The 26575-nt window shown below is 68.8% G+C and carries 25 protein-coding genes; 6 read left to right on the forward strand and 19 right to left on the reverse strand.

The window, feature by feature from the left end; all coding sequences use genetic code 11:
- Positions 1 to 122: 122 nt before the first annotated feature.
- The 7 genes from BN4251_RS00795 to BN4251_RS00825 all read right to left on the reverse strand — a co-directional run bounded on the left by BN4251_RS00795 (position 123) and on the right by BN4251_RS00825 (position 7172).
- Positions 123 to 1289, reverse strand: a complete 1167-nt coding sequence (locus BN4251_RS00795) for a bifunctional 2-methylcitrate synthase/citrate synthase (protein WP_087483280.1) — start codon at positions 1287 to 1289, stop codon at positions 123 to 125.
- A 3-nt stretch (positions 1290 to 1292) separates the two neighbouring features.
- Positions 1293 to 2240, reverse strand: coding sequence for a methylisocitrate lyase (prpB, locus tag BN4251_RS00800; RefSeq protein ID WP_087483281.1), 948 nt, complete (start codon positions 2238 to 2240; stop codon positions 1293 to 1295).
- The gene (locus tag BN4251_RS00805) at positions 2240 to 3757 is read right to left on the reverse strand and encodes an MmgE/PrpD family protein (protein WP_087483282.1); all 1518 of its coding nucleotides are present in this window, start codon (positions 3755 to 3757) and stop codon (positions 2240 to 2242) included. Before BN4251_RS00805 ends, prpB begins: the two co-directional genes overlap by 1 nt.
- Positions 3754 to 4461, reverse strand: coding sequence for a GntR family transcriptional regulator (locus tag BN4251_RS00810; RefSeq protein ID WP_087483283.1), 708 nt, complete (start codon positions 4459 to 4461; stop codon positions 3754 to 3756). Before BN4251_RS00810 ends, BN4251_RS00805 begins: the two co-directional genes overlap by 4 nt.
- A gap of 114 nt (positions 4462 to 4575) precedes the next feature.
- A complete protein-coding gene (locus BN4251_RS18550) occupies positions 4576 to 5628 on the reverse strand; it encodes a PKD domain-containing protein (protein WP_245810140.1) in 1053 nt (350 codons plus the stop codon).
- Positions 5618 to 6262: a DUF6318 family protein gene (locus BN4251_RS00820; protein WP_087483284.1), complete on the reverse strand. Its 645-nt coding sequence runs from the start codon at positions 6260 to 6262 to the stop codon at positions 5618 to 5620. Before BN4251_RS00820 ends, BN4251_RS18550 begins: the two co-directional genes overlap by 11 nt.
- A gap of 70 nt (positions 6263 to 6332) precedes the next feature.
- The gene (locus BN4251_RS00825) at positions 6333 to 7172 is read right to left on the reverse strand and encodes a spermidine synthase (protein WP_087483285.1); all 840 of its coding nucleotides are present in this window, start codon (positions 7170 to 7172) and stop codon (positions 6333 to 6335) included.
- 55 nt (positions 7173 to 7227) lie between these two features.
- Between BN4251_RS00825 and BN4251_RS00830 the strand changes: the two genes are divergently transcribed.
- Positions 7228 to 7701 carry a GNAT family N-acetyltransferase gene (locus BN4251_RS00830; protein ID WP_087483286.1) on the forward strand — a complete coding sequence of 158 codons (474 nt, stop codon included), beginning with the start codon at positions 7228 to 7230 and terminating at the stop codon, positions 7699 to 7701.
- A gap of 7 nt (positions 7702 to 7708) precedes the next feature.
- Here the strand turns inward: BN4251_RS00830 and BN4251_RS00835 are convergent, their stop codons facing one another.
- A complete protein-coding gene (locus tag BN4251_RS00835) occupies positions 7709 to 8059 on the reverse strand; it encodes an HIT domain-containing protein (RefSeq protein WP_087483287.1) in 351 nt (116 codons plus the stop codon).
- A gap of 64 nt (positions 8060 to 8123) precedes the next feature.
- On the opposite strand from BN4251_RS00835, the gene BN4251_RS00840 reads away from it, so the two are divergent.
- Complete coding sequence (locus BN4251_RS00840; RefSeq protein WP_087483288.1) at positions 8124 to 8822, forward strand: DNA alkylation repair protein; 699 nt, start codon at positions 8124 to 8126, stop codon at positions 8820 to 8822.
- Between the two features lie 357 nt (positions 8823 to 9179).
- On the opposite strand, the gene BN4251_RS00845 is transcribed toward BN4251_RS00840, so the two are convergent.
- Positions 9180 to 9737 (reverse strand): OsmC family protein, encoded by a 558-nt coding sequence (locus BN4251_RS00845; protein ID WP_087483410.1) that lies wholly within the window; start codon positions 9735 to 9737, stop codon positions 9180 to 9182.
- 383 nt (positions 9738 to 10120) lie between these two features.
- Here BN4251_RS00845 and dnaK point away from each other — a divergent pair, with 383 nt between their 5' ends.
- From dnaK to BN4251_RS00865, 4 genes are all read left to right on the forward strand, one after another.
- Positions 10121 to 11980 carry a molecular chaperone DnaK gene (gene dnaK / locus BN4251_RS00850; protein ID WP_087483289.1) on the forward strand — a complete coding sequence of 620 codons (1860 nt, stop codon included), beginning with the start codon at positions 10121 to 10123 and terminating at the stop codon, positions 11978 to 11980.
- The gene (locus BN4251_RS00855) at positions 11980 to 12651 is read left to right on the forward strand and encodes a nucleotide exchange factor GrpE (RefSeq protein ID WP_087483290.1); all 672 of its coding nucleotides are present in this window, start codon (positions 11980 to 11982) and stop codon (positions 12649 to 12651) included. The genes dnaK and BN4251_RS00855 overlap by 1 nt, the downstream gene beginning before the upstream one ends.
- A gap of 170 nt (positions 12652 to 12821) precedes the next feature.
- Positions 12822 to 13829, forward strand: a complete 1008-nt coding sequence (locus BN4251_RS00860; protein WP_087483291.1) for a DnaJ C-terminal domain-containing protein — start codon at positions 12822 to 12824, stop codon at positions 13827 to 13829.
- Positions 13830 to 13881: 52 nt separating this feature from the next.
- Positions 13882 to 14322, forward strand: a complete 441-nt coding sequence (locus BN4251_RS00865) for a heat shock protein transcriptional repressor HspR (RefSeq protein WP_170931763.1) — start codon at positions 13882 to 13884, stop codon at positions 14320 to 14322.
- Between the two features lie 4 nt (positions 14323 to 14326).
- Here BN4251_RS00865 and BN4251_RS00870 read toward each other — a convergent pair whose 3' ends face one another.
- The 10 genes from BN4251_RS00870 to BN4251_RS00915 all read right to left on the reverse strand — a co-directional run bounded on the left by BN4251_RS00870 (position 14327) and on the right by BN4251_RS00915 (position 26489).
- Positions 14327 to 15427, reverse strand: coding sequence for a glycosyltransferase family 4 protein (locus BN4251_RS00870; RefSeq protein ID WP_087483293.1), 1101 nt, complete (start codon positions 15425 to 15427; stop codon positions 14327 to 14329).
- 13 nt (positions 15428 to 15440) lie between these two features.
- A complete protein-coding gene (locus BN4251_RS00875; RefSeq protein ID WP_087483294.1) occupies positions 15441 to 16142 on the reverse strand; it encodes a TVP38/TMEM64 family protein in 702 nt (233 codons plus the stop codon).
- A complete protein-coding gene (locus BN4251_RS00880; RefSeq protein WP_245810141.1) occupies positions 16139 to 17392 on the reverse strand; it encodes a glycosyltransferase in 1254 nt (417 codons plus the stop codon). The genes BN4251_RS00875 and BN4251_RS00880 overlap by 4 nt, the downstream gene beginning before the upstream one ends.
- Before the next feature lie 192 nt (positions 17393 to 17584).
- On the reverse strand, positions 17585 to 18067 hold the full coding sequence (locus tag BN4251_RS00885) for a YbhB/YbcL family Raf kinase inhibitor-like protein (protein WP_087483295.1): 483 nt from the start codon (positions 18065 to 18067) through the stop codon (positions 17585 to 17587).
- Positions 18068 to 18147: 80 nt separating this feature from the next.
- On the reverse strand, positions 18148 to 19422 hold the full coding sequence (locus tag BN4251_RS00890; protein WP_087483296.1) for a carboxylate--amine ligase: 1275 nt from the start codon (positions 19420 to 19422) through the stop codon (positions 18148 to 18150).
- A gap of 33 nt (positions 19423 to 19455) precedes the next feature.
- Positions 19456 to 20712, reverse strand: a complete 1257-nt coding sequence (locus tag BN4251_RS00895; RefSeq protein WP_087483297.1) for a carboxylate--amine ligase — start codon at positions 20710 to 20712, stop codon at positions 19456 to 19458.
- 80 nt (positions 20713 to 20792) lie between these two features.
- Positions 20793 to 22496, reverse strand: coding sequence for a glycoside hydrolase family 13 protein (locus BN4251_RS00900; protein ID WP_087483298.1), 1704 nt, complete (start codon positions 22494 to 22496; stop codon positions 20793 to 20795).
- Between the two features lie 101 nt (positions 22497 to 22597).
- The gene (locus tag BN4251_RS00905) at positions 22598 to 23500 is read right to left on the reverse strand and encodes a sugar ABC transporter permease (protein WP_087483299.1); all 903 of its coding nucleotides are present in this window, start codon (positions 23498 to 23500) and stop codon (positions 22598 to 22600) included.
- A 20-nt stretch (positions 23501 to 23520) separates the two neighbouring features.
- Entirely contained in the window at positions 23521 to 25098 is a 1578-nt protein-coding gene (locus tag BN4251_RS00910; RefSeq protein ID WP_087483300.1) for an ABC transporter permease subunit, read from the reverse strand.
- A 116-nt stretch (positions 25099 to 25214) separates the two neighbouring features.
- Positions 25215 to 26489 (reverse strand): sugar ABC transporter substrate-binding protein, encoded by a 1275-nt coding sequence (locus tag BN4251_RS00915; RefSeq protein WP_087483301.1) that lies wholly within the window; start codon positions 26487 to 26489, stop codon positions 25215 to 25217.
- Between the last annotated feature and the right edge of the window lie 86 nt (positions 26490 to 26575).

Genomic DNA, 26575 nt, shown 5'->3' on the forward strand with positions numbered 1-26575 from the left:
ACTTCAGGTCGTGGCGGCCGTGGACCCCGTCGTGGACGGCCACCTGAGTGAACGGACGAGGGCTCATCGTGATCGGTCCTCTTCACGGTGCGCTCGGCAGGGGAGCACCTGGGTGTGCGGACTCAGGCTCCGGGCACCTGCCGCTCATCGACCCCGTTGTACTGCGACAGCGGGCGGATCAGAGCGTTGCTCGCGCGCTGCTCCATCACGTGCGCGGTCCAGCCGGTGACCCGGGCGGCGATGAACAGCGGCGTGAACAGCTCGGTGTCGAAGCCCATCAGGTGGTAAGTGGGCCCGGCGGGATAGTCGAGGTTGGGCTTGATGCCCTTGGCCTCGTCCATCGCCTGCTCGAGGCCGTGGTACAGCCCCAGGATCTCGGGCCGCTCGAAGTGGGCGATCATCGCGTCCATCGCCTGCTTCATCGTGGGCACGCGGGAATCGCCCTGCTTGTAGACGCGGTGCCCGAAGCCCATCACCTTCTTCTTCTGCGCGAGCGCGTCCTCCATCCACGCCTTCGCACGGTCCTTCGCCTCGGCCTCGCTCTCCTCAGGTCGGATCCCCAGCTCGTCGAAGGTGTGCATCACGGCCTCGTTCGCGCCGCCGTGCAGGGAGCCCTTGAGCGCCCCGATCGCCCCGACCACGGCCGAGTGCAGATCCGACAGGGTCGAGGTGATCACCCGGGCGGTGAAGGTGGAGGCGTTGAAGGAATGCTCGGCGTACAGCACCATCGAGATGCGGAAGGCATCGACCACCTCGGGGGCGGCCTCCTCGCCGAAGGTCATCCACAGGAAGTTCTGGGAGTAGTCGAGCTCCTCGCGCGGGGTGATCGGCTCGGTGGGGCCACCGGCGCGTCGACGCCGCTGCTCGTAGGCGACCACGGCCGGCAGCTGAGCGAACAGGCACCTCGCCTTCTCCAGCTCCGCCTCAGGGGATGAGTCCTCCGCTGTGGGGTCCAGCGCCCCGAGGATCGAGACGGCGGTGCGCACCGAGTCCATCGGATGGCAGGTGACCGGCAGCGAGTCCAGCGCCGCCTTCACCTCCGGGGCGAGCTGGCGATGGCTGCGCTCGTGACGGGTGGCCGCGGCGAGCTCCTGCTCATCGGGCAGCTCTCCGGTCCACAGCAGGTGCGCGACCGCTTCGAACGGCTGGGTGGCGGCTAGCTGCGGGACCGGGTAGCCGCGGTACAGCAGCGAGTTGGTCTCGGGGTTGACCTTCGAGATGGCGGACTCGTCAGCGACGACCCCGTTCAGGCCCTTGCGGATCTCGGTGCTGGTGTTGTTCTCGCTCATGTCTCACTCCTGGGGGTCGACGTCGGTGTCGGGCGTGTGCGGCGTGCGATGGGCGGCGGGGACCTCGAAATTGAACACCGAGGCGTCGAATCGGTTGTATCCCTCGTAGTCCACCAGTTCGTAGAGCCGAGCGCGAGTGAGCATCTCGGGAACGCGCGGCTGCTGGGTACCCTCGGCGAGGATCGTCTCGAGCACCCGCTCGGCGGCACCCATCGCGCTGCGCAGCAGCGTGACCGGGTAGATCACCATCGCCACGCCGGTGGAGGCGAGCTGCTCCCGCGTGAACAGCTCGGACTTCCCGAACTCGGTCATATTCGCCAGCACCGGCACATCCAGGGCGTTGCAGACCTGCTCGAACTCGCCCAGGTCCTTCAGCGCCTCGGGGAAGATCGCATCCGCCCCGGCATCGACCAGCGCCTTCATCCGGTCGATCGCGGCGTCGAGCCCGTCGGTGGCGCGCAGATCGGTACGGGCCATCACCAGGAAGCTCTCATCGCGCCGTCCATCGGCCGCGGCGCGGATCCGCTTGATGGCGGTGTCGATGTCCACCATCGCCTTACCGTCCAGGTGGCCGCAGCGCTTGGGATTGACCTGGTCCTCGATGTGGCAGCCGGCAAGGCCCGCATCCTCGAGCTCCTGGATCGTGCGGGCCACGTTCATCGGCTCGCCGAAGCCGGTATCGGCGTCGATCAGACAGGGGAGATCGGTGGAGCGCGCGATCTGCCCGCCCCGGGCGGCGACCTCGCTGAGCGTGGTCAGCCCGACGTCGGGCAGCGCCAGCTCGTTGGCGATCACCGCCCCGGAGATGTAGACGCCGGGGAAGCCCTTCTCCTGGATGAGCTTCGCCGACAGCGGCGTGAACGCCCCGGGGAACGGCTGCGCCGCCCCCGGGGTGAGCAGGGCACGCAGCTGCTGGCGCTTCTGCGCGGGCGTGGTGGTGGCCGACAGCATCAGAACAGGCCCTTCGGTCCGGCCGACACATCAATCACGCCGGGCGCGGCCTGGATGTTCAGCTGGCCCAGCTCACCGGCCGGCAGCGCGGAGAGGTTCGCGGCGGCCTCGAGGAAGCGGTCGATCTCGGCGGGCTCGACCAGGCCTTCGGCGAGGCTGCGGAACTTGCCGATGTACTGCTCGCGGGCGAAGGGGCGTGCGCCCTGCGGGTGGGCGTCGGCCACCGCGATCTCGTCCTCGATGACGGTGCCGTCGCTCAGCGTGATCACCACGGCGCCGCCGAACGCCTTCTCGGTGAGATCCAGCGAGTGGTAGCGGCGCGTCCACTCCGGATCCTCCTCGGTGGTGACCTTGTGCCACAGCGCCACGGTGTCCTCGCGCGCGGCGCGCTCGGGGGCGTAGGAGTCCACGTGGTGCCAGGCGCCGTCCTGCAGGGCGACGGTGAAGATGTACGGGATCGAGTGGTCCAGAGTCTCTCGCGAGGCGGTCGGATCGTACTTCTGCGGATCGTTCGCGCCAGAGCCGATCACGTAGTGGGTGTGGTGGGAGGTGCGGATCAGGATCGAGGCGACGTTGCGCGGATCGGTGACCTCGGGGTGCTCGTGGTGCAGCTTGCGGGCCAGGTCGATCCAGGCCTGGGCCTGGTACTCCGCGGAGTGCTCCTTGGTGTAGGTGTCCAGGATGGAGCGCTTGGCCTCGCCGGCCTCCGGCAGCGGCACCGTGTAGCGGGCGTCCGGTCCGTCCAGCAGCCAGGCGATCACGCCGTCCTCGCCCTCATAGATCGGGACGGGGGAGGTCTGCCCGCGCAGGGCGCGATCGGCGGCCTCGACCGCCATCTTCCCGGCGAAGGCGGGGGCGTGGGCCTTCCAGGTGGAGATCTCGCCCTTGCGGGACTGGCGGGTGGCGGTGGTGGTGTGCAGCGCCTGCCCGATCGCCTGGAAGATGATCTCGGCGTCCAGGCCCAGCAGGGTGCCGATGCCGGCGGCGGCCGACGGGCCCAGATGGGCAACGTGGTCGATCTTGTGCTTGTGTAGGCAGATCGCGCGCACCAGGTCGACCTGCAGCTCATAGCCGGTGGCGATGCCGCGGATCAGGTCACGGCCGGAGCGTCCGGTGTGCTCGGCCACGGCGAGGATCGGCGGGATGTTGTCCCCGGGGTGGGAGTAGTCGGCGGCCAGGAAGGTGTCGTGATAGTCCAGCTCGCGCACGGCCACGCCGTTGGCCCAGGCAGCCCACTCGGGCGAGGTGCTCTGAGGGATCCCGAAAACGCTGCCGCCCTTGCCGCCGGTGGAGACGGGGTGGCTGAGCGCCTGAGCACGGGCCGAGACGATCGGGGCACGGTTCAGGGAGGCGACCGCGACCGAGGCGTTGTCGATGATCCGGTTGATGATCATCTCCTCCACATCGGCGTCGACCTCGACCGGATCGATGGCGACCTGGGCCATCTTCCAGGCCAGCTGGCCCTCGCGGGGCAGGTTCTCGTCGGAGCGGTGGACGCGGACTGCGTGGTCTCTCATGCTGGTCTCTCCTGGAGGGTCGAGGCAGGGTCGGTGGTGTCGGGGGAGTCGGGGGCTCCGCTGCGGAGGTGAGCGAGAGCCTGATGCAGGTGGACGACGGTGCTGGCCGCGGCGAGCTCAGGGTCGCCGGCGGCGATGGCACGGGCGATCGCGGCATGCTCCTGGGCGGAGGCGGCCAGACGCGCGGGCGAGTTGCGGGCGAGCCGACGCAGGCGTCCCAGGTGCAGGCGCAGCCCGCGCAGTGATTCGGCGAGGTAGCTGTTGCCGCTCGCGGCATCGAGTGCCGCATCGAGCTGAGCCGTCAGCGCGTAGTAGGCGGTGGGGTCCTCGCCTTGGGAGAGCTTTGCGGTGGCCTGTTCGAAGCGGGCGGCGAGCTCTGAGAAGCATTCGCCCGTCGTGTCGCCGTCGACGGGATCAGCGATCTGCTCGGCGGCGCGCCGTGCGGCGAGCGTCTCCAGGGCGATGCGCAGATCGAACAGCTGCGGGGCTTCGTCGAGGGAGACCGCGGTGACGACTACTCCGCGGCCGGTCGCAGGGGCCGCGAGCCCGTCGGCGACGAGCCGGGAGAGTGCTTCGCGCAGCGGGGTGCGGGACAGGCCGAGCCGTGCGGACTGCTCGACCTCCCCGAGCACTGCTCCTGGAGGAAGGGCGCCTTCGACGATCTCCTGGCGGAGGGCCCGGTAGGCCCGGTCACTGGCACGCATGAGGTGAGTGTATACAGAAGCGAGGAGTTCGTGCTTAGGATCGCGCGCTTTCGGCAGATTCTGCGTAGGTGCGTATACAGAACGGATGTCAGTGACGGGTGAGGCTGTGTTCTGTCAGATCGTCCGGTGGCGTGCGTCGGGGTCCTTGGGCCCCTCGGTCTCCGGGGTGCGCTCCGGCTTCCACGGGTCACCGTGCTCATCGACAGGGGAGTCGGTGTTCACGAGGTTGGACTCGAGGGACTTCGAGTAGATCGGCACCGGGTCGGAGGTGATCTCGATGGTGCCGTCGATGTCCTGCCACTCTCCGCCCGCGACGGAGAACTGACCGGAGAATGTCGTGGTGAGGGTGATGTCGTACCAGCCCTCGTGGGAGTAGGTCGCAGAGACCTGCTCTGACGGGTAGGGCTCGCCCGGGTTCGTGGTGGTGATCGTGTTCCCGTCGCCGAGATCCCAGTGGAACGACACCGGGGTTGCACGAATGGCGACCGGAGTGTCGAGCAGCTCTGTGTTGAGCTCCTGCGTCTCCGGGTTTGTGTGAAGAACGTTCGTCATGTGCACCGGAAGCCAGCCTTCGGCGGGGCCGGCGTTGGCCTGGAGAGGCTGCACGGGCATGGACTTGAAGTCGCTCAAGGTCACGGTGATGGTGACGGGCTCCTCCGTCATCTCTCCCACCTCGCTGCGGGAGACGCAACGGTATCCCTGGGGGGTTTCGGTCTCCGCTTCAGTGTCCACGAGGATCGTCTGCACGAGAACCATGTCGTCCTCGCTCTCCCACGTTGACTGGGCTGTCGGATCGACAACGACATCGTTGCCGACCTGATAGTTCGTGGTCGATCCGCACGAATTCTCGTCAGTCACGCAGTTCGTCGTGCCGGAGGCGGTCTCCGTGCAGTTTGAGGCAGTGCCAACGGGGACGATGCGGGAGGTGTAATAGGTCGCTGGGCTGGTGTCGCGGTGCTTCGAGGGATCTTCTGGTCGTTCTTTTGGCGGGGAGGGTTTTCTGTGTGGGTCGTCGGCGCCTACGCCCAGGCCGTCGCCATTGTATTCGCCTGAGTAACTCTTCCCTGCGATAGCGGCGGAAGGAAAAGCGATCAGTAGTATTGCGGCAAGGGTTGCGAGGGTGGTAGAGCTTAGTCGGTACTTTCCGATGTTTTTCTTAGTGGACATCCGGGCCCCACTTTGAGTTGAGTCCCCCCACGACCCACCCTTCGGTCGCCCACGTCATCCCGCCCACGGTGTTGTACTCGATTGGGTTAAATTCGACAGGCTCCCCGCTCTCCGGGTCCGGTCGCGTGTGTTCAGGAACCGTGAACGAATACCCAATCTCGAAGTCGAAGTTCTTCGAAGGGTGAGGTGTAATTTCTACACTTGTTACCTCGAAGGGGCTCCAATAGGTGCCTGATTCTTTGAGTTCGGGCAACTCTTCATTCAATACTCCGCAACCGTTGCATGAATCGGATTGCAGTTGCATGAGCATCGAATCGTCACCCGTCTGGTGCGCCCACATGGACATCGCGATGTAGTACCGGAAGGCCTGGGTTGCGCCGTCTTCGGTGTTCTCGTCCATCCCTGCATAGTCCGCGGGGTCCGGTGGCGGGATGTCGGGTGCGTCGGCCGTCGGCTCTTCGGTCTGGTCCCCACCTCCGTCGCTGGGGTCCGTGTCTCCGCCGCCGTCGCTGGGACCGTTGACGCCAATCTCGGGAGGGGCCGTGGTGACAGGTCCTTCTTCACCCTCGCCGCATGCGGTGAGAACGAGGAGGAGGGCGCCTGCAGCGGCGGCGCTGAGGAGGCGACGGGGCATGGGGAGTGCCTTCCGGGAGTGCGTCAGATCACGGTTACGCTACCCAGGAACTCCCAGGGTCGCCACGCGCTCACCCCGATTGTGGACAACCGCGGCCCTCGAACGCCTCGATCGTCTCGGCGGGATCCAGCACTGCTGCGGGGTGCGGACCGGCTTGCAGCCAGGCAGAACGCCACTGCTCGATCTGCGGTGAGGAGAGCGCCCCACCGGCCAGCAGCACCATGTTCCCGTCGGCCGGAGTGCTCAGCAATGAGGCATGGGTGAGCGTCCACACCCCCGAATGGCCGGCCTGCGCGGCCGCCTCCTCGAGCTCCCGCACCTGCGCGGCGAGGAATCGCTGCCCGGCATCGTCCCCCACATTGACGAGCAGCATGCCGTCGCCCTCCAGGTGCGAGAACGCCTCCAGATAGAAGTCCTTCGCGGCCAGATGCGCCGGGGACTCCTCCCCGGAGAACACATCCAGCACGATCGCGTCGAAGCGTCGGCCCTCCATCGCGGCGAGCTCCTCACGGGCATCGCCGATCACCACTTCGAGATCGGTGCCTCCCGGCATCGGCAGCGCGGTCATCACCAGCGTGGGCAGCTCCCGCTCGATCTCGATCACCACCTGTGCAGAGCCTGGCCGGGTCGCCTGCACGTAGCGCGCCAGCGTCAGCGCACCGGCGCCCAGATGCGCGACCCGCAGGGGCTGGCCGTGGGGCCAGGCCTCGTCGAGCACGTTGGCCATCCGTCGCAGGTACTCGTGCACGATCCGCGTCGGATCCTCCAGATCCACATGGGACTGCTCCACACCGCCGATCTGCAGCGCCCAGCCCCCGGACACCTCGTCCATCACGATCCACGCCGGCTGATCGGAGAAGCTCAGCTGCGCGCTGCGCTGCGCACCAGGTACAAGGTTTCGGGAGGTCATGAGGCCATTGTGTGCCATCCCTGGTCCCTACCCCTCCAGGGCAGACAATGGAGCCATGCACACCCTCACGCTCGGCACCCGCACCTTCACCATCTTGCGGGCACAGGCGCAGGATGTCCCGCAGCTGGTGGTGCTGCTGGCGGACGACGTGCTGGGTCGTGAGCGCGAGAGCGCAGACCTCGCACCCTATGAGCAAGCGTTCGAGCGGATCGATCGGGACGAGAACCAGTTGCTGATCGCCGTCCGTGACGAGACCGAGCAGATCGTGGCGACGATGCAGCTCACCCTGCTGCCCTCCCTGTCCCGGGGCGGGGCCACCAGGCTCCAGATCGAGGCGGTGCGCGTCGCCGCCTCGACGCGGGGCAGCGGTCTGGGCACGGCCCTGTTCGAGTGGGCCCATCAGTGGGGGAGGGAGCACGGCGCGCAGCTCGCGCAGCTGACCACCGATGCCGCCCGCACCGACGCCCAGCGCTTCTACGACGGACTCGGCTACGCCCCCAGCCACGTCGGACTCAAACGGCCTCTGTGAGCCCGCCTCAGCGCTGCGGTCCCGAGTGCACGTGCACGTGGAGGTGCTTGGAATCCTGGTAGGTGCCCAGGTTCGTCAGCACCGCTGCGGCGCCGTGCTCGAGCTCCACCTCGCGTGCCACCTGTTGCACCACTTCCAGCAGGGCGCGCAGGTCCGGCTCGTCGGCCGCTGTCGCCGCGGTGAACGAGGCGATGTGGCGCTTTGGCACCACCACGATGTGCAGCTGCCAGAACGGCCGGGTGTGGTGATAGGCGAGGACCAGGCCGTCCTCATGCACCACCTCGAGCGCGCCCGGATCCGGGATCGCGACATCGCAGTAGAAATCCGTGCCCGAGTAGCTGGTGGCCTGTGCGGTCATGAACAACATCATCCAGCACGCCCGCGGCGTACGCTCTGAGCGACAGCACCACAGAGGAGACACGATGACGAGCAGCGAGCAGAGCCCAGAGGAGATCGCGACGGCGAAGCGCGAGGTGCTCGCCGAGCTCGAAGCGCTCGAGGACCCGAAGATCCTCGCGGTCAACCAGAAGCACGGTGACACCCACGCCGTGAACCTCACCAAGCTCCGCGCCATAGCCAAGCGCCTGAAGGCCCAGCCGGATCTCGCCCGCGCGCTGTGGGAGGAGGAGAGCGCTGCCGCGAAGCTGCTCGCGATCCTGATCTCCCGCCCCCGCAACTACTCGCAGGATGAGCTCGATGCAATGCTGCGCTCGGCCGGCACGCCCAAGGTCCACGACTGGCTGATCAACTACCTGGTGCTCAAGAGCCCGCACCGCGAGGCTCTGCGCGAGATGTGGTTCGCGGATCCGGATCCGGTGGTCGCCAGCGCCGGCTGGGCCCTGACCAGCGACCGGGTCGTGAAGCGGCCCGAAGGGATCGACCAGTCCGGGCTGCTGGACCAGATCGAGAGCGAGATGCAGCAGGCGCCGGAACGCCTGCAATGGGCGATGAACACCTGCCTCGCCCAGATCGGCATCACGAACCCGCAGCTGCGGGAGCGGGCGCGCGGCATCGGCGTGCGCCTGGAAGTGCTCAAGGATTACCCGACCTCACCGGGCTGCACCTCGCCCTTCGCACCGCTCTGGATCGACGAGATGGTGCGCCGAGCCAACGCCGGATGACAGCAGCCCGAAATCCTGTGGGACTCGCGGCATGGCACAGAGCGACACCGACCCGGACTAACCTCTCCTCTCTGCTGCCGACGGGAAGCGGGTCAGAGACCTCCTGAGTCGCGCCTTCGCCGCCCACGGCACGCCCGTGCGGATCGCAGAGGGCGGAGACGTGCACGTCGGCGAGAACTGGATCTTCCACCTCGACAACCTCCCCCATCGGCAACTCCTCCACATTCCGTCAGGGCGTCATCCTGCCGCTCTCCGAGATGCAACTGGATGACGCCCTGCGGGAGGCGTTCCAGCGCCTGGGTGCGTGACCGGTAGGGGCCGACGGCGATCGCTGCGCCACCGCGCCGTCGGCGAGGCTCAGGCGCGGGTGACGGTGGTCTTCACCGGGGTCGGGTTCTGGACGATGTCGAGCACCGGGCAGTGGGCGTCGACCGCCTGGCGCAGCTCCTCGTAGCGCTCGTCGGTCTCCGGGCCTGAGAGCTGGATGTCCAGCCGTACCTCGGAGAAGCCGGCGCGCACGGACTCGTCCGCGCCGAACAGTCGTGCCGCATCGAGATCGGCCTCGGCCTTGATGGTGATCTCGTCGAACGTGATGCCGAGCTGCTGGGCATAGAGGCGGTAGACGACGACTTGGCAGCCGGCCAGGGCGCCGAGCGCGTACTCCACCGGGCTGGTCCCGGCGTCGTCCCCGGCCAGCGCGGCGGGCTCGTCGACGATGAAAGTGTGCTTCCCGGCGCGCACGGTGGTGGCCACCGAGCCGGCGCCCTCCCCGGTGACGGCGTAGGTCAGGTGGGCGCTGGAGCGATCGGCCTCGATGCGCTCGGCCCATGCGGCTCCGGCTGTAGTGAGGCGGGCTGCGCGCTCCTCGGCGCTGATCGCGGGAACAGTGGTCTGGATGTCTGCTGTGGCGGTCATGGCGACGACGATAGAAGCGCCCGCACGCAGCACCAAGGGCGGCGTCATCTGCCGTCATGTGGGGGATGCCAGGGCCGATGGGACGGACCGACCTCAGGGTGCGGCGCACCCTTCAGGGAGACAGATTGGTGACCCCGAGCACATCCATGGCGACTGGGAATGAAACCGAATGGGGTGAAGTTGAGTCGGGTGTACTCAAGTTCAGTCACCCTCAGATTGACAACATGGATCCCGGGTTCTCTACTTGAGTGCGTACAGCTCAAGTCTTGCCGCCGGCCCCGGCGGCTGGCGGAGCCGCAGGGCGGAGTACCGGGAGACCGGGCCCGTGCAGCGGCATCGCACGAACCACCTTGCGGCTTCGCGCCGCAGAAAGGCAGGCACCCATGTCCCGTGTCGTCGGAATCGACCTCGGCACCACCAACTCCGCCGTCGCCGTCCTCGAGGGCGGTCAGCCCACTGTCATCGCGAACGCTGAGGGCTCGCGCACCACCCCGTCGGTCGTGGCCTTCTCCAAGCAGGGCGAGGTCCTCGTGGGTGAGGTCGCCAAGCGTCAGGCGGTCACCAACGTCGATCGCACCATCTCCTCGGTCAAGCGTCACATGGGCACCGACTGGAGCCAGGAGATCGATGGCAAGAAGTACACCGCGCAGGAGATCTCCGCGCGCACCCTGGGCAAGCTCAAGAAGGACGCCGAGTCCTACCTGGGCGAGTCCGTGACCGACGCGGTCATCACCGTCCCGGCCTACTTCTCGGACTCCGAGCGCCAGGCCACCAAGGACGCCGGCACCATCGCGGGCCTGAACGTCCTGCGCATCATCAACGAGCCCACCGCTGCAGCTCTCGCCTACGGCCTCGAGAAGGGTAAGGACGACGAGCAGATCCTGGTCTTCGACCTCGGCGGCGGTACCTTCGACGTCTCCCTGCTCGAGGTGAGCAAGGACGAGGAGGGCTCGACCATTCAGGTCCAGGCCACCGCCGGTGACAACCGCCTCGGCGGCGACGACTGGGACCAGAAGGTCGTGGACTGGCTGATCTCCCAGGTCAAGAACAAGGAGGGTGTGGACCTCGGGAAGGACCGCATCGCCCTGCAGCGCCTCAAGGAGGCCGCTGAGCAGGCGAAGAAGGAGCTGTCCTCCTCGACCTCCACCTCGATCTCGCTGCAGTACCTGTCGATGACCGAGAACGGCCCGCTGCACCTGGACGAGAAGCTCACCCGGGCGCAGTTCGAGGACATGACCTCGGATCTGCTCGAGCGCACCAAGGCCCCCTTCCACCAGGTCATCAAGGACGCGGGCATCTCCGTCTCCGACATCGACCACGTGGTGCTCGTCGGCGGCTCGACCCGTATGCCGGCCGTCACCGAGGTCGTGAAGTCCCTGACCGGTGGCAAGGAGCCCAACAAGTCCGTGAACCCGGACGAGGTCGTCGCCGTGGGCGCTGCCCTGCAGGCCGCCGTCATCAAGGGTGAGCGCAAGGACGTCCTGCTCATGGATGTCACCCCGCTGTCGCTCGGCATCGAGACCAAGGGCGGCGTGATGACCAAGCTCATCGAGCGCAACGCGGCCATCCCCACCAAGACCTCCGAGGTGTTCTCCACCGCCGAGGACAACCAGCCCTCCGTGGCGATCCAGGTGTTCCAGGGCGAGCGTCAGTTCACCCGCGACAACAAGATGCTCGGCACCTTCGAGCTGACCGGCATCGCCCCGGCCCCGCGCGGCATCCCGCAGATCGAGGTCACCTTCGACATCGACTCCAACGGCATCGTGCACGTGACCGCCAAGGATCGCGGCACCGGCAACGAGCAGTCCATCCAGATCACCGGCGGCTCGGCACTGTCCGAGGAGGACATCGACCGCATGGTGAAGGACGCCGAGGCCCACGCCGCCGAGGACGAGGAGCGTCGTAAGAACGCCGATGCTCGCAACACCCTCGAGCAGCTCGTCTACCAGGGCGAGAAGCTGCTCAAGGACAACGAGGAGAAGATCTCCGACGGCGACAAGACGAAGGCCGAGGACGCCATCAAGGAGGCCAAGGACGAGCTGGCCAAGGAGGACGCCTCGACCGAGGACCTCGAGGCCAAGCGCGACTCCCTGAACGAGGCGCTGCAGGCCGTCGGCACCGCGATCTACTCGCAGGCCGAGGGTGCTGAGGGTGCCGAGGGCGCTGAGGGCGCTGAGCAGTCGTCGGACGATGACGACGTGGTCGACGCCGAGATCGTGGACGAGGACGAGGAGAAGAAGTGATGACCGAGGACCGGAGCACTCCTGACGACGCGGAGCGTCCCGAGGGCGAGCCGAGGTTCTCCTTCACCGACAAGCGCAAGGTGAACCCCGAGGACGGCACCGTCCGTCCCTCGGGGGGCACCCCCGCGGCGGAGGGCCAGGGCTCGGGCGAGCCCCTCGACCCGATCGACGCCGAGGCGGCGAAGCTCTTCGAGCAGGCTGAGCAGGGCGAGGAGTCCGTCCCGGCCGACGCCGGACGCGTCGCCGAGCTCGAGGGTCAGGTCGCAGCCCTGACCGAGCAGCTCAAGCGAGAGCAGGCGGAGTACGTCAACTCCCGCCGGCGCATCGAGGGTGCGGCCGAGGTGAGCAAGGAGGCGGCAGTGGCCCGCGTCCTCGGCTCGCTGATCGGCGTCCTCGACGACGTGGAGCTGGGACGCCAGCACGGCGACATCGCCGAGGGCACCCCGTTCCACTCGATCGCCCAGAAGCTCGAGGAGGTGCTGGGCTCCCATGGCCTGACGCGCTTCGGCGCGGTGGGCGAGGAGTTCGACCCGAACCTCCACGAGGCGCTCATGCACGAGGATGCCGACGACGTCGAGACCGCGACGATCTCGCTCGTCATGCAGCCCGGGTACCGGATGCACGAGCGTGTGCTGCGCCCCGCCCGCGTCGGCACCCGCGGTCCTGCCTGATCGACGAGCTGTGAGCTTGCGAACGGCAGGAGATCAGGCAGTAAGCGCCGCCTGATCGAGGCATCACCATGACGCGGTGCGGGGCCTGTCGGCCGCTGGCCGGCCGGCCCCGCACCCGTCCCCGAAGCACCACACGAAGAAGCACCTGACGCTCCCGGAAGGAGACGCACATGTCCCAACAGGACTGGCTGGACAAGGACTTCTACGCGGTCCTCGGTGTCTCCAAGGACGCGAGCGCGCAGGAGATCAAGAAGGCCTACCGCGCCCAGGCGCGCAAGTACCACCCTGATCATCACCCCGATGATGCGAAGGCCGAGGAGAAGTTCAAGGAGATCGGTGAGGCCTACTCGGTCCTCAACGATGACGAGCAGCGCCAGCAGTACGACGCGATCCGGGCCATGGGCTCGGGCGGCGCGCGCTTCTCCGCCGGCCAGGGCGGCCCCGGCGGCGCCGGCTTCGAGGACATCTTCTCCTCGATGTTCGGCGGCGGTGGTCATCCCGGTGCCCGCCCTGCCCCGGGCGGCGGCGCGGGAGGCCCCGATATCGATGACCTGCTGAAGATGTTCGGCGGGCAGGGCGGCGGCTTCGGCGGCGCACCCGGCGGCTTCCAGAGCGGCGGCTACGGCGGCCCGCCCGCCAAGGGCGCCGACATCTCCGCCCGCACCCGGATCAGCTTCCGCGACGCCGCGCAGGGCACCGAGATCCGCCTGACCGTGGACGGCCGCACGATCACCACCCGCATCCCCGCCGGCGTGCACGACGGGCAGAAGATCCGCCTGCGCGGCAAGGGCCGCTCCGGTCCTGGCGGCGCCGGTGACCTGTTGCTGACACTCGATGTCGAGGAGCACCCCGTGTGGAGTGCCGACGGCGCGAACCTGCGCATCACGGTGCCCATCTCCTTCGACGAGGCTGTGCTCGGCACCACCGTCGCGGTCCCGCTGCTGGACGGGGACACCGTCTCGGTGAAGGTCCCGCCCGGCACGCCCTCCGGTCGTACCCTGAGAGTGCGCGGCAAGGGACTGGTCACCAAGAAGCGCACCGGCGATCTCCACGTCACCGTGCAGGTCGCAGTTCCCACCCACGTCGAGGGCGCGGCGAAGAAGGCCGTCGAGGACCTGCGCGAGGCGCTCGCCGGCGAGGACCCCCGCGCCGGGCTCAGCGAGGCCGCCGCCCGCTGAGCCGGGCACCGGCCCTGCCCGCGCACCGCCCGATCCAGGAAGGAGCATCCCGATGGCGCACACCCCGCGCGTCGACGATCATGCGCCCGTCTTCGTGATCTCGGTGGCTGCGGAGCTGTCCGGGATGCACCCCCAGACTCTGCGTCAGTACGACCGGCTGGGCCTGGTGATCCCGCAGCGCACCCGCGGGCGGGGCCGCCGCTACAGCACCCGCGACATCACCCGGCTGCGGGAGATCCAGGCCCTCTCCCAGGACCAGGGCATCAACCTCGCCGGCATCAAGCGGATCCTCGAGCTGCAGGACGAGGTCGCCGCGCTCGAGGGCACGCTCGAGAGCGTGCGCGAGCGGCTGAGCACCATGACCCCCGCACAGCGCAGGGTCTTCTCCGCCGACCGCGACGGGGAGATCAGCGCCCTGCGCCGAGGTGAGCGGCCGCGGCGCCGCAGCAGCGGCAGCGCGATGGTGGTGTGGCGGCCCACCCGCCGCTCCTGAACCCTCAGACGCGACGGCCCGTAGGAACCACCCCGGCCAGCTCGTAGATCCCCTCCAGCCGCAGCGCCACCTGCTCGAGGTCCACGCCCTCGGCCGCGCGCCTGCCGGCCTCCGTCAGATCCTCGAGCTCGCCGGTCAGCAGAGCGGACAGCTTCGCGGCGAACTCGCCCGCGAACTCGGGGCCGTCCCCGGTGACCTGGTGGGTGATCACCCCGTCGGGCATCGCTTCGCGGTACAGCGGGATCCCGCGCACCAGCGTGGGGGTGCCGCTCGCGAGCGCCTCCCACAGCACGATCCCCTCCGTCTCCTCCTTGGTGAGGAAGGCGAACACATCCGCCCCGGCGTAGGCCTCCTGGAGCCGCTCCGCACCGACGTAGCCGGGGAACAGGGTGTTCGGCGGTGCGCTCTCGAGGGCACGCTGCACCTCGGCGGTCAGCAGGCGCGGATCGGTGCGACCGAACCACACGAAGGTGGTCTCGGGCATCCGCCGGGCGACCTCCACCCAGTCCAGGATCCCCTTGCGCACCAGCTGCATGCCCACGCTGATCACCACGGTCGCCTCGGGTGCGAGCCCCAGACTCTCGCGCAGTCGCGCACGGGCCGACGCCTCTGGGCGGAAGAACGTGGTGTCCACACCGTTGGACAGCACCCGGATCGGGGCGGTGATCCCGTACTTCGGTGCGGAGACCAGCTGCTTCGAGTAGTCGCTGGGCGTGACCACCACGTCCCCGCGCCGGTACAGCAGCGAGATCCAGCGGCGGAACAGCGGGGCCAGCCGGTTCGACCCGGTGAAGGAGTCGCGGAAGTCGTCCTCGGTGGAGTGCGCCCACACCAGCACCGGCCGGCGCCGCAGGCGCGCCCAGGCCGCCAGCAGGGGAGTGTCCGGGAAGGGGGTGTTCAGATGCACCACGTCGAAGGGCTGCAGGGGAGAGGTGACCACCTCGTGCCCGAGCGCGCGGATCGCCTTCTCCTGATGGCGCATCGCAGCACCGATGCCCGACTGCGTCGCGAGCGCGGCGAGACCGCGAGGCATCAGCACCCGCAGCGGGCCCTCCGGCCGGGTCCCGATGCGGGGGCGGCGCAGGGCGCGAGAGGTCATGAGCATGGCAGGTCTCCGTTCACCAGGGCAGGAAGCGCATCACGAGGGCGCTGATGCCCAGTCCATACGCGATCAGCGCCCACGGCTTGCACAGCAGGATGATCGCGACGTAGGTGCGCCACCTCATCTTCGTGGTGCCGGCGATATAGCACAGCAGGTCATCGGGGGCCACGGGCAGTGCGATCGCGATCGCGAAGGCGCGGGTGAAACGGGGGCTGCGCGTCCAGCCCAGGAACTTCTCGACCGTGCGCTCGGGGAAGATCCGCTCGATCAGCGAGAGCCCCACGTGCCGTGCGATGAGGAAGTTCAGCAGCGATCCCGCGCACACCGCGACGTAGTTGTAGAGCGTGCCCTCGAGCGGGCCGAAGAGCACGGGCCCGGCGAGCACGAGCAGGCCCGCCGGCACGATCGGGAAGACCACCGAGGCGACCGAGGCGATCAGGAACGCGATCGGCCCCCATGCCCCGAGCGAGCCGATGAACGCCTGCAGGTTCTCGAGCGACTGCAGCACGCCCGTCTGCAGCCCCCACACGACCAGGCCGATGCTGAGCGCGAGGCCCAGCAGCGGGGACAGGCGTGCGGCGATCCGCACCGGGTCCCGACGCGGTCGCTCCGTGTCCGGACGCAGACGCTCCGTCTCCGTGCGCGGGCGCTGCGTCTCCGTGCGGGGACGGGCGGGCGCGGCGGGGACCACGCGGAGGCTGCCGGTGGAGGTGCTCATGCCGCCACCAGCTCATGACGGATGATCTGCGGGCTGCGCCGGGCGCGCGCTTGCTGGTAGACGCTCAGCGCCTGGCGCCCGAACTCCTGGGCCCCGAAGGTGGCGTGAGCGTGCTCGAGCGCGGCCACCGCCATCTGCTCGCGCCGCATCGGCTCGCCGAGCAGGCGGTCCAGCTGGGCGGCGAACTGCGCAGAGCCCTCGTACTGCCAGCCGGTGCGTCCCTCGAGGATCACGTTCTCGAGCGAGGGGTCGCGCCGGGCCAGCAGCGGCAGGCCGCTGGCCATCGCCTCGATGAAGGTCAGCCCCTGGGTCTCGCTGCGGGAGGCGCTGACGAACACATCGCCCACCCGGTACCAGCGCTGCACCTCGGCGGGTTCCACCACACCGGTGAAGCGCACCCGGTGTGCGATGCCGAGCGCCTCCGCGCGGGCCTCGAGCTCAGGGCGGTGCGGACCATCGCCCACCAGCACCAGCACGGTGTCCGGGCGATCCGCCGCGGCGACCATCTCGAGCACCTCGTCGAGGTTCTTCTCCTTCGCCAGGCGCGAGACGGACACCAGCACCCGCTGCCGTGCATCGATGCCGAGGCTCTCGCGCAGGGCACGGGCGTCCTCGAGCTCCTCCGCGCTGCGGGCGGGGCGGAACTTGTTCAGGTCCAGGCCCGTGGGCACCACGTGCAGGGGCCGGTCCACCCCGTAGCTGTCCAGCAGGCGGGCCACCTTCGCGGTGGGCACGATCACCGCGTCGGCGGCGGAGAGCGCACGGCGGGAGAAGGACTCCACCACCTTCCGGCCCATCGTGCGGCTCGGGGAGTAGTAGTGCGTGTAGTCCTCGTAGATGGTGTGGTACGTGTGCACCAGCGGCACGGACAGGGTGCGGGCAATGCGCCGCGCCCACACATAGGTGGAGAACTCGGCCTGGGAGTGCACCACATCCGGGCGCCAGCCGAGGATGTCCTTGAGCACCCTCCGGCTCGAGGGCATGCCGATGCGGGCACGCTCGTAGACCAGCGAGGCCGAGACCGAGCCGATGCGGTACACCCCGGGCTCGTGATGCGGGCGGATCCCCTGGGACAGGGTCAGCACCCGTACATCGCAGCCCAGGGCGATCAGCTCGCGGCGCAGGGTCTGGACGGAGGCGACCACTCCGTTGACCACGGGCTCCCACCAGTCGGTGGTGATCAGCACGCGCAGGGGACGGTGCTGCTCCTCCAGGTGCCGGGGGCGGTGGCGGTTCTTCTCGACGTTCACGCTCCCAGCCTTCCACCGCGGCGGTGAGCACGCGTCCTCCGAGCGGACGAGAGGCATCAGACCTCGGTCTGATCCCTGCGCCTCGGGGGCGGTGCGGAGCGTCCTGCCGTTCATGTCTCGAGCCTACGATCGCCCTCGGATGCTCGACACGGGGCGCGCCCGACCTGTCGCGGAGAGTTTCCCCCTAGTGCTTCAGTCCTTCACCTGGTAACGGGCTGTGAGGGTGGCGGAGGCCAGCTGCTGGGAGAAGATCGCGAACCGTGCGCCTACGTGGGGATCCGCCGGATCGGCGCCGAGGGTCTCCACCGGCAGGGCGTGCACGGAGAACTGGTAGCGGTGCGGGGCGCCGGCGGGCGGCTCCGGGCCGTCATAGCCGACGTTCCCGAAATCGTTGCGCGCCTGCTTGAGCGAGGAGTCCTCCCGGGAGACCCCGAGAGGCAGCGAGGTGGTGCTCGCCGGGATGTCCCAGGCCACCCAGTGCCAGAACCCGGAGCCGGTGGGGGCGTCGGGATCGAAGCAGGTGACGGCGAAGGAACGGGTGCCCTCCGGGGCACCGGTCCAGCTCAGGTCGGGGGAGAGGTTCTCGCCGCCGAGCCCCTCCACCAGCTGCTGCGGCGCCACCTCCGTGGAGTCCGGGGTGGCGTTCGAGGTCAGGATGAATGTGGTCTCGCTCATGCCCGCCAGGCTAGGCAGTGACGGCGGGGATGTCGACCACCTCGCGCCGCAGCGCCCTGCGCAGGGACGAGCCCTGCGGCTCAAAAGCCGTCGGCCGACGGGCGGGGGTAGTGCTGGAGGAACTTCTTGACCTGGTTGACCTTGGCCGCCGCCACGTAGAGGCGCCGCTTCATGCCCTCGACCCCGTAGGCCAGGGGGTGGACGGTGCGATGCCTGCGGATCTCCTGCACCCGATCCCGCAGATCGGGGTCGATGATGTAGCGGCGCAGCAGCGGCCACGGCACGATCGAGTAGAGGATCTCCTCGCGGGGCACCAGGCGCTCCGGCTCGCGCTCCTCGAGGAAGTCGGCGACCACGGCTTCGGCGACGTTCGCGCCGGCGGCGGTCATGTAATAGTTGTTGCGGCCGATGCGGGGATTGACCTCGAAGAACTTCGCGACCCCATCGCGCGGGTCGATCTTCACGTCGAAGTTCGCGTAGCCGCGGTAGCCGGAGTGCTGCAGGAAGCGCACCGACTGCTCGAAGACCTCCGGCAGATCGGTGGTGAACATCGCCGCAGGGTTCCCGAGCGCGCCGGGGGTGTGCTCCTCCAGCAGCACCTGCGCCCCGCCCAGAAGCGTGACCGCGCCGCGGGTGTCGACGTAGGCGGTCACCGAGAGCATCGCGGTGTCATCGCCGGGGATCATCTCCTGGACCACGAAGCGGTCCCGGTAGCCGGCGGCCGTCAGCCGCTGCACCAGATCGGCCAGCTGATGGCGGTCCTCGATCTCGAACACCTTGCGCTTGCCGGGGAAGGAGACCGCGTTGTACGCCGAGGAGCGGGAGGCCTTGGCCACCAGCGGCCAGCCCAGATCCAGCTCGGGGATCTCCGGGGCCGTGCCCGAGGAGAAGTCCAGCACCACCGTGCGCGGGGTGGGCACGTCGATCTCGGTGCACATCTCGGAGAAGGTCGCCTTGTCCGCGACCGCGTGCAGCACCTCGTCGTCCAGCAGCGGCAGGTGGTAGTACCGGCCCAGCTCCTCGCGGTGCGCGGCCATCAGCGCGACCAGGAAGTCCGCATTGGCCAGCAGCACAGGGCGCACGCTCGAGGGGTGCGAGGCCTTGTCCGCGCCCACTGCCAGCAGCGCCTGGATCATCTCCTCCTCGGAGGCGCCCATCCCCAGCTCCACGGTGCTCAGGATCGAGGAGTCCGCCACCGGGCCCGCGACCTTGCGCGTGACGACGGTGGAGATCGTGCCGTACTTCTCGTGGAACGCCCGGGCCAGGGCGTAGATGCCGATGTCGCCGCCCAGCAGCACCAGGTCGACCTCCGGGTTGGCGGTCGCGGCGAAGGGATGGGGCGGGGTGTCGGGCATGGTGCGGGGCCTTTCGGGGCTGCGGGCCTGGTCTCAGAAGCCGGTGTCGGTGGGGCGAGGGTAGACGGCGCGGTACTTGCGCACGAAGTTCAGTCCCGAGATGACGGAGTAGGCACGCATCCACAGACCTTCAGGACCGTACCGGAACGGATTGCGCAGGCCCCGGCGCGCCACGCGCTTCACGTGCGCGCGCAGAGCGGCGTCGCGCACGTAGCGCAGCACCAGGCGCAGCGGCAGGATCGTGTACAGGACCGGGGCGGTCACCACCACCTGGTCGATGTCCCGGTCATGGACGCGATCCTCGACCACGTGCCGCGCCACCGACTCGCCGGCCGCGGTCACGTAGTAGCTGTTGCGGCCGATGCGCGGATTGATCTCGAAGAAGCACTCCCGGCCGGTGCGCGGATCGATCTTCACATCGAAGTTCGCGAACCCCACGTAGTCCACCGCATCCAGGAACTTCTCCGCCGCAGCGGTGAGCGAGGGGAAGTCCCCGGTGACCATCGCGGCGGGCCGGCCCAGCGCCTCGGGCGTGTGCTCGCCCAGCAGCACCTGCGCGGCGCACAGCAGCGTCACCTTCCCGCGGCTCGAGCGGTACGCGGTGATCGAGCGCTGGAAGGTGTCATCGCCCTCGATCAGCTCCTGGAACAGGAAGCGCCCCGTGAAGCCGGACTCGCGCAGACGGCGCACGAGGTCCTGCTGCTCTTCGGCTGACTCCAGGAAGAACACCTTCTTCTTCCCGGGGAACTGCACGTGGTGGTACTCCGCGGTGTTCGCGGCCTTGCCGACCACCGGGTAGCTCCAGGGCAGCTCCTCGGTGCCGTTCCAGCCCGGCTCGTCGGCGCGCGAGAAGTCCACGATCCGGGTGGGGACCGTGCCGATGCCGAGGTCCTCGCAGATCTCCGCGAACGTCGCCTTGTCCGCCAGGCGCGCGAGCAGCTGCGCATCGACCTGCGCGAGCAGATAGTGGGGGGCGAGATCCTCACGGAAGGTGTCGATGAAGTCGACCAGCGAGTCCGCGTTGGTCAGCAGCAGGGCAGGGCGGCCGACGGGGCGGCGCGAGGCCAGCTCCACGAGCGCGTCGCGCATCTGCTCATCGCTCGCCTCGGCGCCGAGGACCAGCAGGTCCGAGGTCACCGTGCGCTCGTTCATCGCCACGGGGACGCGCACCACCGTGGTGCAGCGTATCGCGTACTGCTGATGGAAGGCGATGGTGAGGTTCAGGGAGTTCAGCCCGGCCCCGAGCACGACGACGTCGAATCCGGGGTCGACCGAGGGGGAAGGACGCATGGAGGCGATCCTAGCGGCGCGAGCACGCCCGACCGCGGAGGACTGCATCCTCCGACGGCCGGGCGTGATCCGTGCGACGTTCAGGAGGTGCGCAGCCACACCGCCGTATCCGCCGGGACCGTGCCCGGGGAGGTGGGGGCGGAGGCGACCAGGACCTCGGCCGAGGCGAGATCGCCTGCGACCGAGGAGGCCGGCAGCTCGACCTGAGCGTCGGTGGTGTTCACGAGGATCGTGACATCACCGCGGATCACGCCGAGCACTCCCGCGGGGAGGTCCTCGGCGAAGACCACCGCGGCATCGGGACGGCCCAGGCCCAGCTCGCGACGCAGGTGCACCGCCGTGCGGTACATCTCGAGCGTCGAGCCCTCCACCCCGTCCTGGGCGTCGGCGGCCAGGGGGCCGAAGGCCTCCGGCTGCGGCAGCCAGCTCTTCCCGGTGGGGGAGAAACCGTAGCCCGGTGCGTCCTGCGTCCACGGCAGCGGCACGCGGCAGCCGTCGCGGCCGGGCACGCCGGCCCGCAAGTGGGAGGGGTCCTCGCGCAGCTCGTCGGGGATGTCGCTGACCTCGGGCAGGCCCAGCTCCTCGCCCTGGTAGAGGTAGGCGGAGCCGGGCAGGGAGAGCATCAGCAGGGTCGCGGCGCGGGCACGGCGCAGGCCGAGCTCCGCATCGGGGATCTCGTCGCGGCGCAGCCCCTCGCCGAACTCGTAGTCCGGGGCGAAGCCGTAGCGGCTCGCGTGACGGATCACGTCGTGGTTCGAGAGCACCCAGGTGGTGGGGGAGCCCACCGCATCGGCCAGCGCGAGCGGCTTCTCGATCGCCGCGCGCATCGTCTCCACGCCCCAGCGGGCCTGGAGGAAGCCGAAGTTGAAGGACTGGTGCGCCTTCTCGTCGCCGATGTACAGCGGCAGGCGGTGCTCGGGGATCCACGCCTCGAGCACCATCATGCGGTCGCCCTCGTAGGAGTCGAGGATCGGGCGCCACTCGCGGTAGATGTCCAGCACGCCGTCGTTGTCGAAGTAGATCGGCACCTCGCCTTCGGGGATGTCGATCAGCCCGGCGGAGTTCACCGTCGCATCCGGCAGTCCCTCGGGCTTGATCATGCCGTGGGCGACGTCCACGCGGAAGCCGTCGGCGCCGCGATCCAGCCAGAAGCGCAGCACGTCCTGGAACAGCTCGTGCACCCGCGGGTTCTCCCAGTTCCAGTCCGGCTGGCTGGTGTCGAAGATGTGCAGGTACCACTGGCCGGGCGTGCCGTCGGCCTCGGTAATGCGGGTCCAGGCCTGGCCGTGGAAGATCGAGGTCCAGTTGTTCGGCGGCAGCTCCCCGTTCTCACCCTTGCCGTCGGCGAAGACGTACATGTCTCGCTCGGGCGAGCCGGGCCCGGCCGCGAGCGCCTGCTGGAACAGCACGTGCTGATCCGAGGAGTGGTTGGGGACGATGTCCACGATGACCTTCAGCCCGAGCTCGTGGGCGCGGGCGATCATCTCGTCGGCGTCGGAGAGCGACCCGAAGCGGGGGTCGACGTCCTGGTAGTCCGAGACGTCGTAGCCGCCGTCCTTCTGCGGGGAGGTGTAGAAGGGAGAGAGCCAGATCGCGTCGACGCCGAGGTCGCGCAGATAGGGCAGGCGGGCGGTCACGCCGGGCAGGTCGCCCATGCCGTCGCCGTCGGAATCGGCGAAGGAGCGGGGGTAGACCTGGTAGACGACGGCATCACGCCACCACTGCAGGTCCGGGGAGGTCTGCTGCTCGGCGGTGCGCGCAGCGAGGGAGGTCTGGGGGGTCATGGCGGTCCTTCCGGTGGAACAGGGGGTGATGCGACGCGCCGCACCGCCCGGCCCGTGCCGACGGGCCAGGCGGGTGCGGCGAGGTTCGGTGGGCGGGCGGGTCAGCCCTTGACGGCGCCGGCGGTCGAGCCGCCGACGATGTATCGCTGCAGGAACTGGTACAGGATGATCACTGGGACCATGACCATCACCGAGCCGGCGGCGAAGACGCCTAGGTTGTTGGAGCGATCCGAGGAGAACATGCCGTACATGCCCACGGCGAGGGTCTTCTTGGAGTCGTCGGTGAGGAAGATCGAGCCGATGAGGAACTCGCTCATCGAGCCGACCAGGGCCAGCAGCAGCGTGGTCGCCAGGATCGGGGTCATCGAGGGGGCCAGGATCTTGCGGAAGGTCTGCCAGTGGGTGGCGCCGTCGATGATCGCGGCCTCGTCCAGGGACTTCGGGATGGTGTCGAAGAAGCCCTTGATCAGCCAGACCTGGCCGAAGGCGCCCCCCATCAGCACCGCGATGTAGCCGGCGAGGGTGTTCAGGCCCAGCATCGGCACCGCGTCGCCGAGGTCCGCGATCATCGTGTACACCGCGATCATCGACAGGATCGCGGGGAACATCATGATCAGCAGGACGGCGAGCATGCCGCCGCGGCGGCCGCGGAAGCGGAAGCGGCTGAAGGCGTAGGCGGCCAGCAGCGAGAGGAACACCTGACCGGTGGCGACGACGCCGCACACGATGATGGTGTTCAGGTACCAGCGCAGGAAGTTCGCGCGCTCGCCGCTGAGCATCGCCGCGTAGTGGTCGAGGGTGACGCCCCGGGTGGGGATCAGACCGGCGGAGGTCAGCGAACCGCTCGGGTTCAGCGATGCGGAGATCACGAACAGGATCGGGAAGACGGCGAAGACGACGGCCAGCACACCGATGATGTGCCGCCAACCGATCTCGCTGAACCAGCGGCCGAAGGGCATGCGGCGCTGCTGTGCGTCGCCGCGGGCAGTGGCGGTGGTGCTCATGGGGGACCCCTTCCGCGGGCTCAGTTGACGTCTTCGAGGACGTTGGTGAAACGGAACTGGATGGCTGCCAGGACACCGGTGAGGATGAACAGGCAGACGGAGACCGCGGAGGCGAAGCCGAAATCGGCGCCGGAGCCGCCGAAGGCGATGCGGTAGACCATCGAGATCAGGATGTCCGTGGAGCCGCGGCCGGAGCCGTCGGGGAACGGACCGCCGCCGGTGAGCAGCTCGATCGCGTTGAAGTTGTTGAAGTTGAAGGCGAAGGACGAGACCAGCAGCGGGGCTACGGCCACCAGCAGCAGCGGCAGCACGATCTTCGAGGTGGACTGGAAACGGCTCGCGCCGTCCATCCGTGCGGCCTCCGTCAGCTCGTCGGGGATCGCCTGCAGCGCACCGGTGGAGACGATGAACATGTAGGGGAAGCCCATCCACAGGTTCGTCAGCAGCACCGCCACCTGGGCGAGGGTCGGGTCGCCGAACCAGTTCAGGTTCAGCCCGAGGGTCTGGTTGATCAGACCGAACTCCTGGTTGTAGAAGTTCGACCACACCAGCAGGGAGATGAAGCCCGGGATCGCGTACGGCATGATCAGGATCGAGCGGTAGACGCGGCGGCCCTTGAGGCGCTGATCGTTGAGGATCAGAGCGAGGGCGAAACCGAGCGCGAAGGTCAGCAGCACCGAGCCGGCGGCGAACACCAGCGTCCACACGAAGGCGGAGACGAACTGGTTGGCCACGGTCGGGTTGGTGAACAGCCGCTCGTAGTTGGAGATGCCCACGCTCTGCAGCCAGCTCTGGGAGAAGGCCCGCTGGCCCTCGGAGTCCACGAAGTACTCCTCATCGCCGATCACGCTGACGGTGTACACCTCACCGGTCGCGGTGTCGGTGATGGTGTCCGCGTCCTCGTCGTACTGCAGCACCGTGGTTCCCACGAAGGCCTGGTTCACGCCCAGCGGGCGCACGGCGGTGGACTCGTCCACCGGTACGGCCAGCTCCATCAGCTCGTTATAGATGGCGTTGACCTCGCCCGCGTTCAGCACGGTCATCCCGTCGACCTCGGTGACGCGGCCGTCGACGACGGTGACGTCCCCGGCGGGGACCTCCTCGAGCGCGTTCTCGGCGTCGCCGCTGAGCACGGTGCCGGCATCGGGGTCGACCAGGAAGAGCTCATAGGGGCCCTCGGCCGCGGTGCCCGAGGTCGCCACCGTCATGGCGTAGCGCGGGGCGTCGGGGCTCTGCTGCACCGAGCTCGCGATGATCGAGCCGACCGCCTGCTCCTTCGTGCCGCGGGTGCCGTCGCCGTAGTTGGTGAAGGAGTAGCCGACCGTCAGGGCGATCGGCAGGATCAGGAAGACGGCGAGGAAGAACGAGCCCGGGAACAGGTACTTGCCCGGCACGAAGCGCTTGGTGGAGTAGAGGACGAAGATCCCTGCTGCGGCGAGCAGGAGCACCGTCAGCCACATCCATGACTGCTGGGAGATCAGCACCGGGGCGATGAACACCGTCAGCGCGAGGGTGATGCCGAGCACCAGGACTCGGGTGACCACGGCCGGGACCGACGTGGACCGCGTCCGGTGCGCAGGGGCGTGCGTCGAGGTCATGAGGCGACTGTGCCTTTCAGGGGATCAGGGCGGAGTGCACGGTGGCGGGAGGCGAGGACGCCGATCGATCGTGCCCGCCACGAGGGCGGCGGGCACGATCGATCGGCTCGGGGACGTCAGCCGATCGCGGTGGCGATCTCCTCGCCCGCCCCCTCCATGGTCGAGTGCGGGTCAGCGCCGCCGACGATGTTGGCCTGGGCGATGCCCAGCGGGCCCCAGATCGCGGCCATCGCGGGGATGGCCGGCATCGGATCGGCGGCCTCGGCGGCCTCGGCGAAGATCACCACGTGTTCGTCCGAGGTGGCGATCTCCTCGCGCAGCTCGAGGTTCACCGGAGGCAGAGGGTTCGCCTCGTACATGGCCTTGGCGACATCCGGGGAGGAGGCCACATCGGTCATGAACTGCTGGGCGAAGCCGGCATTGGCCGCGTTGGAGGCGACGTAGAAGGAGTTCACGCCGGCGAACGGCGCGGCATCCTCCATGCCCTCGAAGCCGGGGATGGGGGAGATGGTGAACTCGAAGCCCGCATCGCGCACGTCGGCCAGGGCCCACGGACCCGAGATCAGGTACGCGGACTTGCCCTCGGTGAACAGCGAGATGGAGTTGTCGCCGTTGATCGAGTTCTTCAGCACGCCCTGCTCGCCGAGCTCGGCGATCTTATCCGCCGCGGCGAGGGAGCCCTCCTCGCCCACACCGAGGTCGGAGGGGTCGAGGCTTCCCTCGGAGTCCTTGCCGAACAGGTAGCCGCCGGCCGAGGTGTAGATGGGCTGCATGTGGTACGGGTCGCCCTCCTCGCCGATCGGCAGGGAGAGGATGTTCTCGGCGCCGCCGGCCTCCGCCGCGGAGATCAGCTCCTCGAAGGTGGAGGGGGCGGGGGCGTCGGTGAGGTCGTGGTTCGCATACAGCGCGAGGGTCTCGACCGCGTAGGGCACGCCGTAGGTCTGGCCGTCGTAGGTGACGGCCTCGATGCCGATCGGCGCGATGGTGTCGCCGACGTCCGAGGGCAGCTGCACCGGGGCGATGGAACCGTTCTGGACCAGGTTCCCGATCCAGTCGTGGGCGCCCATGGTGACGTCCGGGCCGTTTCCGGCCTGGTTGGCGGTGATGAAGTTGTTCTGGAGCTCGTCAGCGGGGACTACCTCGACGACGACCTCGATGCCGTTCTCCTCGCCCCACGCCGTGGCAGGGGGCTCGAGTGCGGGGGCCTTCTCCTCGTCGGCCCAGATCACCAGGCGGCCGGAGGAGTCGCCGCCGGTCGCGGCGCCGCCGCCGTCGGAGGCGTCGCCTCCGGTGGTGCCACCGGAGGACGAGTCGTCGCCGCATGCGGCGAGGACGGTCATGGAGGCTGCGAGGCCACCCAGTGCGAGGAAGCTCTTACGACGGATCTGCACGTCTTCTCCTTTGAATCGTGGTCGTTCTCGACCGTTGCCAGGTCTGTGCCTGATGGGAGCACCGTAGACCCTGAGGCCACCTTTGT

Source organism: Brachybacterium massiliense, assembly GCF_900184245.1.
In the GTDB taxonomy this organism is placed as follows: Bacteria; Actinomycetota; Actinomycetes; order Actinomycetales; family Dermabacteraceae; genus Brachybacterium; species Brachybacterium massiliense.